This is a genomic window from Candidatus Neomarinimicrobiota bacterium, from assembly GCA_041154365.1.
Classification (GTDB): domain Bacteria; phylum Fidelibacterota; class Fidelibacteria; order Fidelibacterales; family Fidelibacteraceae; genus Fidelibacter; species Fidelibacter multiformis.
Genome location: AP035449.1, coordinates 2,707,711 through 2,725,694 on the forward strand (window position 1 = coordinate 2,707,711; position 17,984 = coordinate 2,725,694).

General features: G+C 44.3%; 18 protein-coding genes. 3 read left to right on the forward strand and 15 right to left on the reverse strand.

Going from position 1 to position 17,984, the window contains the following annotated elements; all coding sequences use genetic code 11:
• Positions 1 to 5 precede the first annotated feature (5 nt).
• From strainIA91_RS11415 to strainIA91_RS11440, 6 genes are all read right to left on the reverse strand, one after another.
• Complete coding sequence (locus strainIA91_RS11415; RefSeq protein ID WP_400166917.1) at positions 6 to 224, reverse strand: TA system antitoxin ParD family protein; 219 nt, start codon at positions 222 to 224, stop codon at positions 6 to 8.
• A 206-nt stretch (positions 225 to 430) separates the two neighbouring features.
• On the reverse strand, positions 431 to 847 hold the full coding sequence (locus tag strainIA91_RS11420) for a retropepsin-like aspartic protease (protein WP_400166919.1): 417 nt from the start codon (positions 845 to 847) through the stop codon (positions 431 to 433).
• Positions 848 to 1,060: 213 nt separating this feature from the next.
• On the reverse strand, positions 1,061 to 1,699 hold the full coding sequence (locus strainIA91_RS11425) for a hypothetical protein (protein WP_400166921.1): 639 nt from the start codon (positions 1,697 to 1,699) through the stop codon (positions 1,061 to 1,063).
• A gap of 171 nt (positions 1,700 to 1,870) precedes the next feature.
• The gene (locus strainIA91_RS11430; protein WP_400166923.1) at positions 1,871 to 2,902 is read right to left on the reverse strand and encodes a hypothetical protein; all 1,032 of its coding nucleotides are present in this window, start codon (positions 2,900 to 2,902) and stop codon (positions 1,871 to 1,873) included.
• Between the two features lie 76 nt (positions 2,903 to 2,978).
• A complete protein-coding gene (locus strainIA91_RS11435) occupies positions 2,979 to 3,188 on the reverse strand; it encodes a KTSC domain-containing protein (protein ID WP_400166925.1) in 210 nt (69 codons plus the stop codon).
• 146 nt (positions 3,189 to 3,334) lie between these two features.
• Entirely contained in the window at positions 3,335 to 4,315 is a 981-nt protein-coding gene (locus strainIA91_RS11440) for a helix-turn-helix transcriptional regulator (RefSeq protein WP_400166927.1), read from the reverse strand.
• A 96-nt stretch (positions 4,316 to 4,411) separates the two neighbouring features.
• Between strainIA91_RS11440 and strainIA91_RS11445 the strand changes: the two genes are divergently transcribed.
• Together strainIA91_RS11445 and strainIA91_RS11450 are read left to right on the forward strand one after the other, a co-directional pair.
• Positions 4,412 to 6,469 (forward strand): hypothetical protein, encoded by a 2,058-nt coding sequence (locus strainIA91_RS11445; RefSeq protein WP_400166929.1) that lies wholly within the window; start codon positions 4,412 to 4,414, stop codon positions 6,467 to 6,469.
• 23 nt (positions 6,470 to 6,492) lie between these two features.
• Positions 6,493 to 6,858: a hypothetical protein gene (locus strainIA91_RS11450; protein WP_400166931.1), complete on the forward strand. Its 366-nt coding sequence runs from the start codon at positions 6,493 to 6,495 to the stop codon at positions 6,856 to 6,858.
• Positions 6,859 to 7,027: 169 nt separating this feature from the next.
• Here the strand turns inward: strainIA91_RS11450 and strainIA91_RS11455 are convergent, their stop codons facing one another.
• The 9 genes from strainIA91_RS11455 to strainIA91_RS11495 all read right to left on the reverse strand — a co-directional run bounded on the left by strainIA91_RS11455 (position 7,028) and on the right by strainIA91_RS11495 (position 14,936).
• Entirely contained in the window at positions 7,028 to 8,056 is a 1,029-nt protein-coding gene (locus tag strainIA91_RS11455; RefSeq protein WP_400166933.1) for an FAD:protein FMN transferase, read from the reverse strand.
• Between the two features lie 108 nt (positions 8,057 to 8,164).
• Positions 8,165 to 8,575, reverse strand: a complete 411-nt coding sequence (locus strainIA91_RS11460) for a hypothetical protein (RefSeq protein WP_400166935.1) — start codon at positions 8,573 to 8,575, stop codon at positions 8,165 to 8,167.
• A 97-nt stretch (positions 8,576 to 8,672) separates the two neighbouring features.
• Positions 8,673 to 9,107 (reverse strand): RrF2 family transcriptional regulator, encoded by a 435-nt coding sequence (locus strainIA91_RS11465; protein ID WP_400166937.1) that lies wholly within the window; start codon positions 9,105 to 9,107, stop codon positions 8,673 to 8,675.
• Positions 9,108 to 9,431 carry an iron-sulfur cluster assembly protein gene (locus tag strainIA91_RS11470; protein ID WP_400166939.1) on the reverse strand — a complete coding sequence of 108 codons (324 nt, stop codon included), beginning with the start codon at positions 9,429 to 9,431 and terminating at the stop codon, positions 9,108 to 9,110.
• Positions 9,432 to 9,442: 11 nt separating this feature from the next.
• Positions 9,443 to 10,657, reverse strand: coding sequence for an aminotransferase class V-fold PLP-dependent enzyme (locus strainIA91_RS11475; protein ID WP_400166940.1), 1,215 nt, complete (start codon positions 10,655 to 10,657; stop codon positions 9,443 to 9,445).
• Positions 10,650 to 12,023 carry a Fe-S cluster assembly protein SufD gene (gene sufD, locus strainIA91_RS11480; RefSeq protein ID WP_400166942.1) on the reverse strand — a complete coding sequence of 458 codons (1,374 nt, stop codon included), beginning with the start codon at positions 12,021 to 12,023 and terminating at the stop codon, positions 10,650 to 10,652. The genes strainIA91_RS11475 and sufD overlap by 8 nt, the downstream gene beginning before the upstream one ends.
• Entirely contained in the window at positions 12,020 to 12,778 is a 759-nt protein-coding gene (gene sufC / locus strainIA91_RS11485; protein WP_400166944.1) for a Fe-S cluster assembly ATPase SufC, read from the reverse strand. The genes sufD and sufC overlap by 4 nt, the downstream gene beginning before the upstream one ends.
• Positions 12,779 to 12,800: 22 nt before the next feature.
• Positions 12,801 to 14,243, reverse strand: coding sequence for a Fe-S cluster assembly protein SufB (gene sufB / locus strainIA91_RS11490; RefSeq protein ID WP_400166946.1), 1,443 nt, complete (start codon positions 14,241 to 14,243; stop codon positions 12,801 to 12,803).
• A gap of 102 nt (positions 14,244 to 14,345) precedes the next feature.
• A complete protein-coding gene (locus strainIA91_RS11495; RefSeq protein WP_400166948.1) occupies positions 14,346 to 14,936 on the reverse strand; it encodes an NUDIX hydrolase in 591 nt (196 codons plus the stop codon).
• 220 nt (positions 14,937 to 15,156) lie between these two features.
• Between strainIA91_RS11495 and strainIA91_RS11500 the strand changes: the two genes are divergently transcribed.
• On the forward strand, positions 15,157 to 17,982 hold the full coding sequence (locus tag strainIA91_RS11500; RefSeq protein ID WP_400166949.1) for a PAS domain S-box protein: 2,826 nt from the start codon (positions 15,157 to 15,159) through the stop codon (positions 17,980 to 17,982).
• The last annotated feature ends 2 nt before the right edge of the window (positions 17,983 to 17,984 follow it).

The window sequence follows — 17,984 nt, forward strand, 5'->3', positions numbered from 1 at the left end:
TTAAATTATCCAAATTCATATTCGCTGTGTTCACCATGATCCAATTCTTCGATTCCAATCAAAATATCCCGAATACATTCATACGATAAATCCGGGTTTTCTTCGGCACATTTACCAATTCTGGCCCAATGTTCAATCTGGCCGGTAATCGAGCGATGCTCTATTTTGCTGAACTTTCTTGCTTCCTGAAGCAATTTATCTGACACTCTGACTGCTGCCGGCATATCCACTCCTTTCTTTACTGATATTATACAGAATAAAATAGATCATTGCAATATGCAACAATGCAATGATCACACGGCATCATATTTAGTGGCTAATGGTGTTGATAACGGCTAGGTATATGAGCAGGTTTGCCTTGTAGTAATTATCAATTTAATAGTAACCTTAATGGCAAACTTGCTTATATACCTTGTTAGCGGTTCGGTTTTTAATAATCCAATATTGTTTTCTTATTATCAATATCAAACGTTATTCTTTTAAAGATTTCTATAAAATCTCTACCCAATATGATTTGATGGTTTGGATGTTGAGTATCCATGACACCTACCTTTAATTCCACCCAATTTCCTTCCATTGAATCCACAGATAGTTTTATTTGAATTACAGGTTTTCTTTCGATATTTGAATTAATACCACTTGTTGTTATAGTATCTATTATAATTCCATTTATTTTTTCAGCAACATACACATCGACAAACGAATTGTTTGACCCACTATCAATTAATCCTGTGAATATTTCTTGTTCATTATTACCAAAAGAAACCACAACTGGAACTGCTGGAAATTTTTTAAAATTCTCTGTGGGTAGGTTACTTTCCATGTAATCAAATGATTTTACTGCCATACTACCATATTTTAATGAAATTAAATTTCTCTCAAAATTAAGATAATTATCATACGTATCGCATCTTTTATTAATTCTAATGTTTCCATATATTGGATAGTTGCTTTTCTTTAAACTGACCGCTAACGTCTGTATAAACCCAACTGTGTTTATTCCACCATATTGGAAGGCTAAACACAATTGTGTTTATTTTACTTTTAGCGGTATGTTGTTCTATTTTGTCAGCCATTTGAACCATATTTTTTGGTCAATTAATGGGATATTATTTTGTTTGCAAATGTTCATTGTGTGTCCCGTTCCACCTGACATTGGGTTATCTAAATCGTCATAGAATATACCAAAAATTGCTGGCTTTATTTCGTCTGTTCCTATTACTTTTATAGTGTCTCGGATTATATAAGCTGCTTTTATTGTATAACGATTTTTGTCACCTGAGACAAATTGGTCAATGAGCTTTTCAGTTTTCTTATTTCTTTTGGACTGATACACCACTTCTGGTTCGGCAGCAATGTTTATGTCATCTAAAGAAATTGTGTAGTAAGCTTGATTGGTTTTTTGTCTATGTCCAGAAAACGGAGTAATAACTTGTAATCTTTTATTATCGACTGCGGTAACACCATCAGAAAACAATTGGTCTGAACCTTCTGCATTTCCGCTTCTAAATATCATTCTTTTTGTCTTTGATGCTAACAACCTTCCAAGTGCTGTCAACTTTTCTTTGTCTGCCTCTCTAACATTTCTTTTGCCTTCAAGAAGAACAACTGAATTGGTTTTATCAAACTGTTTTATAAATTCTTTTAATGTCATTGTTGTGTCGTTTGAAATTACCGCCAACGTCTGTGTATACGCCATGTTTCGTTTATTCTTCTAATTCGGAATAATATGCAACATATGGCGTTTATTTTTTCCTTAGTAGTAATTATTCTACTTACCATTCTATTATTTACTTTAATCGAATATACTTCATCGCACTTATAGCAATCAAGGGGAAAGAGCCAATATTTGTAATTAGTTTCTTCATAGTCATATCTCACTTATCTCCTTCTCAATCATCCTATATTTATCTTTGACATCTTCTCCGGAATAAAAATCAAGCAGATCTTTTTTGGAAAGTTTTCCGTCTTTCAGAAATTTTTTCAGGTATTCCCGGTTGAATTCCATGAGTAAGAGGGATTTATCCAGTTGTTTCAGGATGGCTTTATTGTTGTCAATGTTGTTCCGGACAAGCTTTTTAATGGAAAGTATTTCAGTGATGTCTTTGATGATCCTGTTGATGAGTATGGCTAATGTGTCTTTGTCAAGATCCACTTCTTTGGCATGGAGTGCGATGTCTCTGGCAAGCATGTAGGCAATGACGAGATTTGAATAATCCCCTTTCTGTGAATCCACAACAGCAATCAAACCAACTCCGGGGATGTATCCAACGTTTTCATAGTTTTTCAGGATTGAATTGTCAACAAGAGAGATATCAAAAACAATCAGACTTACTTGAGATTCCCGGTTTGCCCGGGCTTCCAGTAACTGGCTCCAGGCTGTGTCCGATTTACGGATAAAGATGTCTTTGCCAGCAATATCACCCAAATGGATACTTTTATCGAATTTACATTCAATGGCAATTTTCAAGTCCGCATTACCATTAACCTCACAAATAATATCACCTGTTTTGTTTTTGGGAAGGGTTCCGGCAACATTGCCGGTGAGCATTGCCCGGTCTTTTAGTTTCTTTTCGGAAAAGTATTGATTGAGAAATTCAGCAATCTCTGCCTCGGCAATCGTGCCTTTAACAGTTGTTTTGTAAAATATCTCCCTTTTCATATCGAAGATCATTTTCAGGCTTTCCAGTTCGGTCCCAAGTTCATTTTGGGTTTTTGATAAAAAGGCTGCAATCCGGTCTTCCATGAGGGCCAATACTCCAATGTATATGGCTCTAAACAATGTATCATCCCTTTCTGATACCGGGAGCTTGTCAAAATAATTGAAGACAACCGGATTGTCGATTTCAAAGGGACTTATTTCTACACGTTTAAGCTTTTGATTGATTTTTAATATGGCCATTTGATTTCACCTCATTTTTCTAAATTTTTTGGGAATATCAAGATTTAATCCGGTGACTTATAAGTCAGCCCTGAAATCACATTTTATGATCAATATATTTATTACGGATATTAGCGTTAAAATATATCCCGTGTGAATCTGCACTCATCAATTCCTCATAAACCTTTTTGGGGACATCAAAATACTGATAGACGCCTCCATGCTGAAATTCAATTTCCAGAATTTCCTCATGCTCATCATAACCTACCGATGCCAAATTCGATGATTCAACTGCTTTTCTTTCCATGGTTTGCTCCTTTTATATTCACAATAAATCTATTTAAATCGTTGCTAAGCCTATTATGATTAGTCATAAATGCTTTTTTCTGCTTTATTTATAGTATGGTTCTTACATCTGAAAATCAAGACGAACAATAACTTTTTATGAAGTTTTTAATATAACTTGCACAATTCTTTCCCGATTTCTCTCATTTTCTTCACCAACCCCTCCGGTTCCAGCACTTTCATACCCACTCCCCAGCTCAAAATCCAACTGATAAAATCGGGCACAATGGGGACATCCAGGGTGAGGGTGAGGGATCCGTCATGGTTTTCAGTAAGGGTTTGCGATTCATGCCAGATTCGGCCGATGAAGTGACGTCGGATGTCTTTGCTAATGTTAATTTTCACATGTTCAGGTTCACCGGAGAAGACACCAAACCGGCTGACGGTAAAATCTTCCGGGGAGAAGGAAGGCCGTGTCCCGGTTTTCTTTTCACTTTTACTTATTGCTTTGATGTAATGAACCAGAAAAGAAACCGGCTTTTCATAATGGTAAACCGTAGCCAACATGTATAAACTACCGCGGTAGGTGTAAATCCGATGGGGAAAGATGGTCAGTGTTCGGCTCTTGTCGGCATCCACCGGGAAGTAATCCATATCTATCCAGGCTTTATCCCCGATCGCCTGAATCACACGGTTCAGAATATGATCGTAATCCGAATAGTCAAAATATCCCTTGTTCTGATCATAGACCAGTTCTTCATCTGTACACGTGGAGGGAAGGATCACATCCCCCGGAACCAGGGTTTCCAGTTTCTTTTCCAGGGCTTCAATGTCTTTGGCAATGGCACTGGTCTTAAGTGTTTTAATAAAGGATTTGAGATAGTGAAAGGCCAGCATTTCATTTTGATGAATGACGGGAAGGATCATCCCCCGGTAATAGCGGGGTAAAACAAACTCCTGCTCACGTCCCCGGACAGTCCGGTTATCCAGAGGAAGAATATCCGCAATATCCTGCAGGTCCCGCTGAAGGGTCCGTACGGTGACACTGTCCCCGAATTCTTTCTTTAACACCGCCGCCGATACGGCTTTGCCGCTGCTTAACAGTTCCAATATACGGATCAGGCGTTTTTTCTGTGACACATCCGGCATGTTGAAAAATCCCCCACTTTTTTAAAATAATGATTCTTTGCGACAATATATGTCGTTTTAAGGGTTAGTTTCAATGAAAAAGAAGGAGAATAAAGGATGGATAAAAAGAAAGGTGTTTTGATGGATTTTGATATGGAGGAACGGTATGAGATTCTGCAGCATGCCAAATCCCAACTGAAAAAGGAGTTATTCGGGATTGATAACGTGATTGATCAGGTGGTGGATCTGTGCAGTTCCTGGTATCTCTATCCGGATCTGCAGGAGAAACCGGTTGTGATCAATCTGTGGGGACTCACGGGTGTGGGGAAGACCTGTCTGGTGAAACGGCTGAGTGAACTGCTGAAGTTTGAGGAACGTTATTACCATATCGATGTGGGCGGCAATAAAGAGAGTATTTTCACGCTTCGGGACAAGATTGAGGATATTTACACCTACGATAACGGGTTTCCCGTCATGATTGCCCTGGATGAATTCCAGCATGCCCGGAGCCTGAATGAAATGGGTTTCGAAACAGGCAATTCGTACGCGCGGATTATCTGGGATCTTCTGGATACCGGAAAATTTCAGGCGGACAGGGATTTTCGCGATATAGAAGTCCTGTGTGAACTCCGGGATTTTCTCCGATTTCTCCAGGGGAAGGGGGTTGTGGTGAAACAGGGAAATGTGGTGAAAGGGCGGGAGATTTATCTGACAGCTGCTGAGCGACTGAAATTCCGGGCTTTTGCCGATGAAATCAGCAAACATCCGCCGATTCTCACATCGGAACAGCAAAATGTGATTTACGATTGCATGCGGGATCAGTATCTAAATTACGAAGTGCTGGAAAATCAGATTGCCCAATTCACCTTGCCTGAAGTCATAAAGCTCATTGAAAGGGCTATTATTCATGCCGGTAGCGAGCGGGAAGTGGATTGCACTAAAGCATTGATATTTGTCTTGGGGAATCTGGACGAAGCCTATACCATGAGCAGCAATTTCAGTACGGAAATGGATGCAGATGAATTTCACAAACAGTCCCTGACGATCACAATCCCCATGATAAAAAATGCCCTGAAAAACCGGCTTCGGAGTGAACAGATATCCCGGCTCGGGAATTCCCATATCATTTACCCGGCCTTCAACCGGAAAACATACATTCAGATCATCCGGGCGGAACTGCATAAAATCGCAGAGAAATTCGGCAGAAAAACCGGCTTTGCCATTCATTTTGAGGAAAGTATTGAAAAGCTGATTTATCGGGAAGGGGTTTATCCCACCCAGGGAACGCGACCCGTCTTTACAACCATCCATCAACTGATCACATCCTATATCGGGGATATCGTGGCGTACCGTTTTTTAGAGGATATCCGTGCGGAAAGTCTTCGCTTAGCCTATCATGAACATAAAATCCGTGCAGAGTTCTTCTATCAGGGAGCTAAAAGTGGGGAGACATCCTTTACACCTGTCCTTACCCTTCATACGCTCCGGAAAAGCCGTCAGGATGACCGGCAGGCGGTGGTTGCCGTCCACGAATCGGGACATGCCATACTCAGTTCCGTCCTTTTAAACAGAATCCCCGAAGGAGTCTATTCGGTGATATCGGATAGTGAAGGCGAAGGGGCAACACTCTTCTCACAGGATAAGCAGTTTACATCCAAAGATCAGATCATTCCCAGTGTAGCCATGCTTTTAGGGGGATATGCGGCTGAAAAGATCATCTTTGGTGAAGAAAGAATCACGGACGGATGTGAATCGGACATCTCCAGGGCAACAGGATTTGTCATGACGATGGTCCGGAGTTCAGGAATGGGAGGTTTTCCTGCCTCTTATCAGGTAAAATCCCATGAAACGCCGGAACACCTGCATGACACGGATGACGTTGTAAACGCATCAGGGAAGGAAATCCTCCAAAAAGGATTACAACTGGCGGAAAAAACCCTGACCCGGGAGCGGGCATTGCTCCTGCACATGGCGGATTATCTCAGTGATCATAGGATGATGGATAAATCAGGGATATTAACCTGTCTGAAAACTCATTCCGTTTTATACCCGCAAAAACAGACATCGTTTTCATACCGGACCTATTTAAAAACCCTTGTTCAGAAACCGGTCATGGAAACAGACGGACAGATATTCACAGAAGCGGTGCTCAATAAAGATAAAAAAAGTTATTAGTTTTATCCGAGGAGAGTTATAAAATGGCACAAGAAGACAAAGAATTCAGCAGAATTAAAGCATTTATCCTTGAGCAGGCCAAACAACATGATGACTGTGAAGATGAGGATGAATTTTGCTGGGCTGAAATTGAGCTGGACACATTTAAAGAGATCGTCAAATATGCCCAACAGGAAGGTTATAAACCGGTGGGATTTGATCTAGACACCTTTCTTCATTGGGAAGAGCATGACGACACCGATGAAAACAATGAATTCTGCACAGTCTACGACCTCATGGCAAACCTGCAGGATATCATGGACCTTGATATATCCAAAAGCAAACTCCCCCCAAAAACCGCGGAGCTTTACAGGAGTATGATGAAAGCGTTTTGGGATTGGGAGGTGTAATGGATCATTATATTAATTTAATATTTAATATGAAATAAAAATTCATCTTCTTGAAGATATCGAAAAAAATAACTGAAACTGTTTTGGGTTTTGGCGGCGGAATTCATTTCTTGATAAACTTATAAATGGAATGAACCTTTTCATCAACGACAGAAAAAGCGGCTTAATTCTATTTGACAAGATAATCAGCAAATCCGGGGGTCATTGTTTCCCGGATCGTCACAGAGTCCTGTCTGAAAATAAAATATCCCTCCACCGAATCCAGGCTTTCCAGCCATTCAGGTGCCGTATTACCCATGACGATGCAGGCTGTTGCAATGGCATCCGCCCGGGCACAATCGGGGGCAATAATGGTCACACTGGCTAAGTTATGCGTCACCGGTTCACCGGTCTTTGGATTGATGGTGTGTGAAATTCTCCGCCCTTTATCTATGTAAAAATTCCGGTAGTCTCCGGATGTGGCCACGCCCTGTCCTGAAATGGAGATGACAGAGCTGAGGCTTTCACCGGGGAGGGCAAAATCCTCGGGGCGGTCAATCCCCAGTTGCCAAGAGCGGTTTTTCACCTTTCCCATGGCAAACACTTCTCCACCGATCTCTACCAGGTGATTCGTGAAACCCCGGCTTTTCAGATATCGGGATACTGCGTCTACGCCAAATCCTTTGGCAACTGCTGCCAAATCCAGCCGGACACGGGAATCTTTTTTTGTCAGTTTCGTGACTTCCCACCCAATCAGATCAAATCCGGTATATTCCAGACAGGTTTTTATTTCATGGGGATCCGGAATTTTTTTTTCTTTTGACCCGGCACCGAATCCCCACACATCCACCAGGGGACCAACAGTCGGATCAAAGGCGCCGTCAGAGCTTTCCCAAATTCTTCCGGATATGTCCAATACCCGGGCAAACTCCGGTGAGATGTCCAGGGTATCTCCTGCTTTCAAACGGTTAAACCGGGAAATTTTACTTTCCGGATCCCAGGGGTTCATCTGTTGATTGATGGATTGCAACACGGAATCAATGCCATCATGTATCTGCAGATGCCGGGCTTCATCCATCTCCGGACCATAAACACTGATATGGTAAAATGTCCCCATGGTCTGACCGGACCATTTTGTAACAACCATTGGCGGTTCACAATGGGTCATTAGCACTATCAGTATTGAAATTAGCAGAAAGACTTTTAATTTTTGTGTCATGGTATATTGCTTGTCGGGGTTAAACCCCATGAAATACGCTTCACTTATTTCACAGGGAAGGTTGAGTGTGATTCTGCACGTCAATGGAGGTCTCTCTCCATCTCTCTATCAGCCCATAGGGTCCTGGGCTTTTTCCCGAAGTGTTTTCAGAATTTTCCATTCACTGTTGACGGCATCGTAATATTCCCAGAATATCCAGCCGTTGGTGTTTACGTGGGTAATGTCCATAACGGCGGCAGAGGGTGATTTAAACTTTTTCCCGTTGAAAATGATTTGTCCTTCGTTGACTTCCGCATAATACTGAATGCCCTTGTATGTCCCCCGGAGTTTGGTGCCGTTGGGTATCACGGTCCCCCGGACAGCCAATCCCGGCTCTTCACGGATCTCTTCTGTTTCATCCGGCATCAGGGCCGGCAATCCAAAATTCCGCCTTAATACATCATTGGGTGTTTCCTTGAAAGAACGACGGCGGCGTTCTATCTCTTTATGCACATCAAAATCAATCAGAATGGTTCGCATGTCTATCATAAGCCCCTTGTTTAAAAATTCTGCTAAATTTACTAATAGTTAGAGGGTTGGTCAATGGATCACATGAGAGAATGGAAAAAGCGCTTCCTCATTTTTTTGTATCCACGTTCTCGTCCAGGATATCCTGAAGGGTTACGCCATCCAGGACCCGGTCTACGGCCTTCTGTACAGAAAACCAGAGGGTGCGGAGAGAACAATATTCGACAGGTTCACATAATTTATGTGTGTCCGAATGATATTTGTAGCAAAAGTCTGACTCATATAATTTTCCACCAAGGGCGTTCACTACCTGGCTGACGGGAATATTTTTCGGGATATCGGCCAGGATATATCCTCCATGTTTCCCACGTTCGCTCAGGACCAGGTGCTTCAATCGCAAAATACGGAGAATTTTGGCGGTATAAGCTTCTGAAATGCCCTCTTTTTCACTGATTTCATGGATGGTAATGCCGTTTTCCTTGCCGGACCGGGCAATTCGCAGAATACAACGCAGGCCATACACTTCCTGTGTGGAGAGCTTCATTTACATCAACCCAAGAGCCAGTTTCCCGTCTTCGGTGATCATATCCTGGTTCCAGACCGGTTCCCACACAATTTCCACCTCCACGTGATTTACGCCATCAATATAACTCAGTTTGCTTTCCACTTTTTGGACCAAAGTTTCAGCGATGGGACAGGTAGGTGATGTAAGGGTCATCTTGATATAAACGTCCAGGTTGTCATTAATGTCAATATCATACACAAGGCCCAAATCGTAAATGTTAACCCATATTTCAGGATCATACACGGTTTTCAGCACCTTGATCACTTCTTCGCGGACCTCTTTCATACTTCGTTTTTCTGTCATGTTTCCTCCTTTCAGGTGAAGAGTTTCACCAGATCGCGGAGACTTTCCGCCAGGTAATCCACTTCATCAGTGGTATTATAAATCGTCAGGGAGGCCCTGGCGGTTCCAGGAATGCCATAACGCTGCATCACAGGCTGTGCACAATGGTGACCGGTCCGTACGGCAATACCCCGGGCATCCAGGAAGCTGCCGATATCCAGGGGATGAATCCCTTTAATAAGAAATGAAAAGATGGATGTTTTCCGTTCAGCGTCCCCATAAAATGTGAGTCCCGGAATGGCAGAGAGTTGTCTACGGCCATGTTCAAGAAGTTTTTGTTCATGTGCTTGAATCACATCATAGCCTGTATTCCGGATAAACCGGAGGGCTTCGGCAAATCCCACCACACCGGACATGTGGGGTGTGCCCGCTTCAAAGCGGTAGGGCAGTGAGGCAAAGGTGGGATATTTCCCAAAGGCCACTTCTTCAATCATTTCACCGCCGCCATGATAGGGTGGCCAGGATTCAAGATGCTTCTTTTTTACATAAAGAGCTCCAATACCTGTTGGGGCATAGGCCTTGTGACCCGATACGACATACATGTCGCAATCCAGGTCCTGAAGATCCACTTTTTCATGGGCAATGGCCTGGGCGCCGTCTACCAGGATGGGCACTCCGTGCTCATGGGCAATGGCCGTCATCTCTTTGACAGGATTTACTGTACCCAATACATTGGATACATGCACTACGCCCACCAGGCGTGTCCGGGGACTGAATGCCTCTTGATAGGCTTCCAGATCCAATTCACCCCGGTCATTAAAAGGAATCACTTTGATGGAAAATTTCAACTCACGGGCCAGCATCTGCCAGGGAACAATATTTGCGTGATGTTCCATCCCCGAGAGAATGATTTCATCGCCGGCATTCAGTTGGGATCGTCCGAAAGAAGCCGCGATCAGATTGATTCCCTCCGTCACTCCACGGACAAAGATAATTTCTTCGGTTGACGGTGCATTAAGGAATGACCGGACCTCCTCACGGGAGGCTTCAAAAAGGTCTGTGGCTTTCTGGCTCAGAGTATGAACTCCCCGGTGGACATTGGCATTCTGATGAAGGTAATACCTGGAGATGGCGTCAATCACCTGCCGGGGTTTTTGGGTGGTGGCTGCATTATCCATATAAATCAATGGATGTCCATTAATAGTCTCCTGAAGAATGGGAAAAGCTTTTCTAATATCATCAGTCATTTCTTGGCTCCTTTATGGTATGTAGCGATTCAAAATCCTCTGCAGATCCCCAGTCCCGTCCAAAGCGGTTATAAAGCCGTTTATAGAGGAAAAACCGGACCGATCCCAGGATAATGGAATCCACCACATCGTTGGCAAAGGCAAAGGTCAGCATGGAACGGGCGACCTCTTTGGCAATGCCCCGACTTTGAAGGTAAAACATGGCCGTTTTATCCAGCTGTCCCACTGTGGCACCATGGGAACACTTGACATCATCGGCAAAAATCTTGAGCTGGGGTTTTGAATCGGCGTGGGCATTGTCTGAAAGAATCAGGTTTCGGTTTAACTGATGGGCTTCGGTTTTCTGGGCATCCCGGGCTACCAGGATTTTACCATTAAAGACGCCTCTTGATGTTCCGTCCAGAATACCTTTGTACACCTGATTGCTTGTGGCGTGGGGTGTGTGATGGGTTATAACAGTCCGGTTGTCCATCCGTTGATGATCTTTGCCGGCATATAAACCAAAGAGCTGGCAATCACTGCCCGGACCGGTCAGGTCGGCATCCACATCCTTCCGGGCCAGGCGGCTTCCCAACGATACCCAGGTGTTCAGGTACCGGCTGTCCTGCGGGAGGGCAATATTTGTACTCCCGAAAAAAAAGCTCTTTTCATTCTGAAGTTGCAGGATGTGATGACGCAAATCAGCATTTTCTCCGGCAAACACTTCCGTGACGGCGTTCGTCAGAGCAGGTTGCTGATCCAGGCTGTCGTATGTTTCCACAACGGTCGCAGAGCTTCCGGCTCCCATCAGGATAATATTCCGGATGGCTGAGTAGCGAAGATCTCCATTCCCCACCGTCAGATACATCAGATGAATGGGGCGTTCGCATGCATAGTTTTCCGGAATGCGGATTACGGCTCCATCAGTAAAAAAAGTACCGTTTAAATAAGAAAAATAATCGTTTCCTTTTTTATCTGCCTTTCCCAGGTGGGCTTTGATTATGTCGGGATCTCTTTGGGATGCTTCTGTAAAACTTTCCACACACATATCGACGGGAAGATCATCTGTCCTGGAAAACCGGGGTGCGTAATGGCCGTTCACAAAAACCAGAACATGGCTTTTCATCTGATTGAAAGTATAGGGATATACCGCTTCAGGTGTAAGACCGTCCAAATCGGAGGAAGCTGACGGTGTTGGCACCTGTGTTGAGAGGTCTGTTAAATCTGTGTATTTCCATTCTTCATGTTTCAGTGTTGGAAAGGGTGCCTGTTCCAGTTTTTTCAGGGAAGCTTTCCGGAAATTTCTCAGAAACGGTTGTTGATTGTCAGGGGAGGGCATCCGGAGATTGTGATAGAAATGGTGAGTATCCGTCCTGCGTGATGTCATCGGCTCTCTCCCGATTTGGCTTTGATCCAGTCGTATCCCTTCCGTTCCAAATCCAGGGCCAGGGTTTTATCGCCTGATTCCACAATACGTCCGTCATAGAGCACATGCACGTAATCGGGCACAATATAATCCAGAAGCCGCTGATAGTGGGTTACCACCAGGGTGGCATTATCTTTGTTTTTCAGGGAATTCACCCCATTGGCCACGGTTTTCAGGGCATCAATATCCAATCCGGAATCGGTTTCATCCAGGATGGCCAGCCGGGGTTCCAGAACCGCCATCTGCAAAATTTCATTTCTTTTTTTCTCTCCGCCTGAAAAGCCTTCATTCACCGGTCGCCCCAGGAGGGAGGGATCCATATCCACCAGTTTCATCCGTTTGCGGACCAAGGTCAGAAAATCCATGGCATCCAGTTCAGGCAGTCCCCTGTGTTTCCGGATTTCGTTCAGGGCTGTTTTTAAAAAGGTGGTGTTGGAAACACCGGGAATTTCAATGGGATACTGAAAAGCCAGGAAGAGTCCTTCCCGGGCCCGTGCTTCCGGTGCCAGTTCCAAAAGGTTTTTCCCCTCGAAGATCACCTCTCCGTCTTCCACCACATACCCCTCCCGTCCGGCCAGGATATGGGCCAGGGTGCTTTTTCCAGAGCCATTGGGGCCCATTATGGCGTGGACTTCGCCGGGGTGGATTTCAAGATTGATCCCTTTGAGGATATGATTTCCTTCGATGGATGCTTTCAGATTCCGAATGCTTAACATACGCATGTCCTTTATTTTCAGATTAACCCACGCTGCCTTCAAGGCTGACGGTGAGAAGTTTTTGGGCTTCCACGGCAAACTCCATGGGCAGGCGTTTAAAAACCTCCCGGGCATAGCCATTGATAATCACACCGATGGCTTCTTCTGTGCCGATTCCCCGCTGATTACAATAAAAAAGCTGGTCTTCGCTGATCTTGGATGTGGTGGCTTCATGTTCCACATTGGCTGTAGGATTGTCTACTTCCAGGTAGGGAAAGGTGTGTGCGCCACATGTATCCCCAATAAGCAGGGAATCGCATTGGGAATAATTTTTTGCATGATCGGCCCTGGGACCGATTTTCACAAGACCCCGGTATGAATTGTTGCTATAGCCTGCGGAAATTCCTTTGGATATAATGGTACTCCGGGTGTTTTTACCCAGATGGATCATTTTAGTGCCTGTATCGGCCTGTTGCCGGTTGTTGGTAAGGGCCACGGAGTGGAATTCCCCCACTGAATTGTCTCCCCGAAGGATCAGGCTGGGATATTTCCAGGTGATGGCGGATCCTGTTTCCACCTGAGCCCAGGAGATTTTAGAATTATGACCGCATACCCCCCGTTTTGTGACAAAGTTATAGATGCCTCCCTTTCCATTCTTATCTCCGGCATACCAATTCTGCACGGTGGAATACTTGATCTCTGCCCCATCCAGGGCAATCAGTTCCACAACAGCGGCATGGAGCTGATTTTCATCACGAATGGGGGCAGTACACCCCTCCAGATAACTCACATAGCTTCCCTCATCTGCCACAATGAGTGTCCGTTCAAACTGACCGGTGTTGGCGGCATTGATGCGGAAATAGGTACTGAGTTCCATGGGGCAACGGACTCCTTTGGGGACATAGACAAAGGTGCCGTCAGTAAACACGGCTGAATTCAACGCCGCAAAAAAATTGTCTGTCGGGGGGACCACTGAGCCCAGATATTTTTTGATCAGATCGGGATATTCACGGATGGCTTCTGAAATGGGAAGAAAAATAATGCCCAGTTCTTTGAGCTTGCTTTTAAAGGTTGTTGCAACCGACACGCTGTCCATCACCGCATCCACGGCCACACCGGCCAGGGCTGCCCGTTCTTCCAGGGGAATGCCCAGCTTGTCAAAGGTCTCCAAAATTTCCGGATCCACTTCATCCAGGCTTTTCGGTCCTTCTTTCTTTTTGGGCGCAGCGTAGTAGTAAATTTCCTGATAATCGATAGGAGGATATGTGACAAAAGCCCAGGTGGGCTCCGACATCTTTGTCCAGCGCCGGTAGGCCTTCAGACGCCAGCGCAACATCCTTTCCGGCTCCCCTTTTCGCTCGCTGATAAGGCGGATGATATCTTCATTGAGCCCTTTCGGCGCCATTTCCATCTCAATATCAGTCACAAAACCAAATTCATACTCTTTCTTCGTCAGTGAATCAATATGTTCGCGATCCTTGCCCATGGTCTCCTCGGTTTCTTTGAAGCAGAGTTTACTTAAATCTGTACTATTTTGTCAAGATTAAAAGCCACAATGGCCTAACTCTCAACTCAAAACTCCAACCCATTACTCTAAACTCATCACTCTAAACTCATTCAATATCATTGCTGTTGCGCCCCACACATTCACATTGGAAAAAAGAAACCCCGGTACGTTCCACCCATTATCCAGTTTAAAGGTTTTGTTTTCCGGATGCCTCAGGAGTTCTTCCAGAGAAACAGGGATTACTTCGTCCACTTCGGCAGGATCCGGTTTAAAGGTCAGGGCATCTTCCGTCAGGGCGACATAGGGGTGTACAATAAATCCGCTGCGTGTGATGGCAAGGGGCGAAAGTTTTCCGGCAATTTCCTGAGGTTTTATCTGAACCCCGATTTCTTCTTCTGTTTCACGGATGGCCGTTTCCAGGTAGCTCTCTCCTGGTTCATGATGCCCACCCGGCAGACCAATTTGTCCACGGTGTGCATCATCCTCCCGGTTGCTTCTGCGAATCAGGGGAAAATACTGACGCTTATCCAGGGTATAAATCAGAATCATGGTGGCTGCCGGGTAAAGATCCTCCAGGGGAATCTCTTCGCGGCCTTCCGGCCACATGATCCGGTGACTGGCCGCTCCCGGAAGTGGCTGACACAGCATCCTTTTCATCGCGTTCAATGTCATGTGTTTCATATCCTTTAGTACCCTTTTCCGGCCAAAGGTTTCTCCGTGAATACACCATAATTTACTTTCCTCTCGGGATACATCAAGATTCCCTTATTAAGTCCACACGAGTTTTTTTAGATTTCAAAACCAAATTAAGACAAACTGCCGGAAAAATGATGTTTGCTCATAAAACGTTTCAAGGCATTTTTCCCTTTTCACACAGAAAGGATTCACCCCGGTGAAACTTTTTCAAAACGTTCACAAACCACAGACCTATAAGATTTCCATCTCCATGCTCTTCGGCATTCTCAGTTTTTTTCTGAATATTTATCCGTTGAATATTAATCTGGGGCCTTTTGATATTCCTTTGTATCCGGGACTCTTTTTTCCCGTGTACATTGCCATTGTATGGGGTTGGAAATATGGGCTGGTTTCAGCTTTTTCAGGGGGATATCTTTCTATCCTTCTTTTCCGGCACGGGACAGATTACGGTCTGGTGTATTTCTTTACGTTTTATATCCTGTGGGTTTTATGGCACGGCCTGGGTGAAAAATTTTCCCGGGAAACGGGGAATACCATCTGGACGGATATGATTGTCCTTGAACTGCTCTACCGTTTTGTGGTGATTTTAAGTGCCTTTACCCTTTTCCCCGTGCTTATCTCTTTAAAGTCTACTCTTGGGGATGGTACGATACATATCCAACCCATTTCATCAGTAGAAATTGGATATCATATCCTGATTCAATCTGTTTTTGGATTATTTTCGATTTTATTTTTTCGGGTTGCCCTGACAAATTCACAGGTTCGGCGTTTTTTCTACCTCAAACCCCTTCCCTGGAAAAGACACGTAAATATTTTTTTTCCGGGATTGATCTTCCTGATTTTGCTGCATTGGATTATTTCGGCACTTATCCGGTATGTGATGATTTACTCCGGCACAATCCCGTTCGCAAACATTCTTTTTTATCGAATATACAATCAGTCGCTGATTCAGGATATGGTGCCGGTTTATATTCTGACATTATCCCTCATCTACCTCGAATATACCATCCGAAAGCTGCATCTCCAGTGGGATAGCGCCTTTGCGGATGTCCATAAAAAATTCCGGAAACAAGATCAACTGGTAAAAATCCATGAAAAAAGTTTTCATCTTTTCAATGATCTGCCGGATTTTCCACATCCTGATAAGGTTTTGGATAGGATCTGCCAGGAATTAAAGCAGTTTATGGAATTAAAGAGCTTTTGGATTATCAGGCTTTCACCGGAAAAAAAGTACACTTTCATCCATCCCGGCACGGAAAAAGAGAGAGACGATGTCGTCCGTTTTCTAAACAGTCCCGATGGACAAACACATCTTCATAAACTCAAAAGAAGCAAAGATATTGCTGTCGTTCCGGCTGTTGCCATCCACCGCAAAGAACTTTTTCCGGATATTTACCATGTGTTGATCAGCACCTGTCTTTCCCTTCCGTCCGGTGAATATCTTATTGCCTTTATTGTGGAGGAGGGGTTGGCCGTCAGTGAGGTTTTTTCCAATATTCTCCGCTTGTTGTCCATGCTGCTGGCCCGATTGTTTGAGAATAAAGAAAATGAACAAAGTGTGGCCGGGATTCCTGGAAAACAACAATTGAAACAGATACTAAAAGCTCATTATGCACGCCTGCCGGGTTACTGGATTATTTGCAATGCATCTTTTCACATCCGGATGGCAAGTGAGGATTTTTTATCTTTTTCAGGATACAGCCGTGCGGACATTACAGGACATGATCTCCGACGCATACTGAACATCCCGGAGAAAATCGAATCGTCCGGTGGGCCGGATACACCGGCTTCAGGCTTTCTGGTTCGGCAAAACGGGTCTCAAACACCGATCCTTATGACACGTATCCCCCTCGGCTCCAAAACAAATCCTGACTGGCTTATCTATCTGGCGGATAATTTATCCACTTACCTGAAGATGAAAGCCTATGAAGACAGGGAATTCAGATACAGGTCCTATTTCAACAACATGAGTGATGCGTCCTTTGTCATTGACCGTACAACCCGGATCCTGGATGTCAACCAGGCGGCCTGTTCACTCTTTAAATATCAACGGAATGAGATGATCGGTTTGAAAATCACCGATATTGTGACAGACGATGAAATCTCCAAAATCGACCTGCATATGCAGACGATTCTTAAAAATCAGGTTGCCCGTTTTGAAAGCACCCATGTGACCAAAAACGGGCACCGGATTGCAACAGAGGTCCACGCCCGCCGGTTCTCAGAACGGAATCACGAATTGATCCATGTGGTAATTCGCAATATCAGCGAACGAAAAGAGCAGGAAGAGGCCCTGATGCAGTTTTATGAAACGACAAAAGCCATCGGGGATGTCGGTGGTATGTTATTGTTGGGTTTCAACGAACAGGGAAATATTCGTTATGCCAATACCCGGGCAATGGAAATCTCCGGATATGATATATCCCATTTACGGGAACGTTTTTTTTACAGCACCTTCATCTCTCCGGACCGGCAAAAAGATGCTCAGAATTTTCTTGAGTCTCTTGCTCTCAGGGAGCATAAACAGGGACAAAAGATATATCCTTTCAGAGCAAAAGACGGGGCGGAAAAAATGATCCTGTGGGATTTTTCCCATATCCGGAGAGAAAAGAAATACAATCTCTATTTTGCCATTGGCATTGATGTGACCAGTTACTACAAAGAATTTGACGATATCCGGCGGGAGCGTGATGATTATATGCGATGGATGGAAAAGAGTCCGCTTCCCTGTCTCGTGACCGATCACAAGGGGACTATTTTAAAAGTTAATGCATCCTTATCGGGATTGCTGGAAAAGCCTTATCACGAATTAAAATATCAATTCCTGGATGTGTGTATGGATGCTGATGCTTATCATGACCTCTATTCTCAAATCCCCGAGAGTTCAGGGCATACAATCCTTGGGCAAAAAGGTACACTGACAGGTGCCGGCCACCGGAAGATACCTGTAATCCTTTTTATGTCCGTTCCCGATTCCCACACCGTGCTTCTGTATGCAATTCCTGAAAACAATGTCACCTGAAG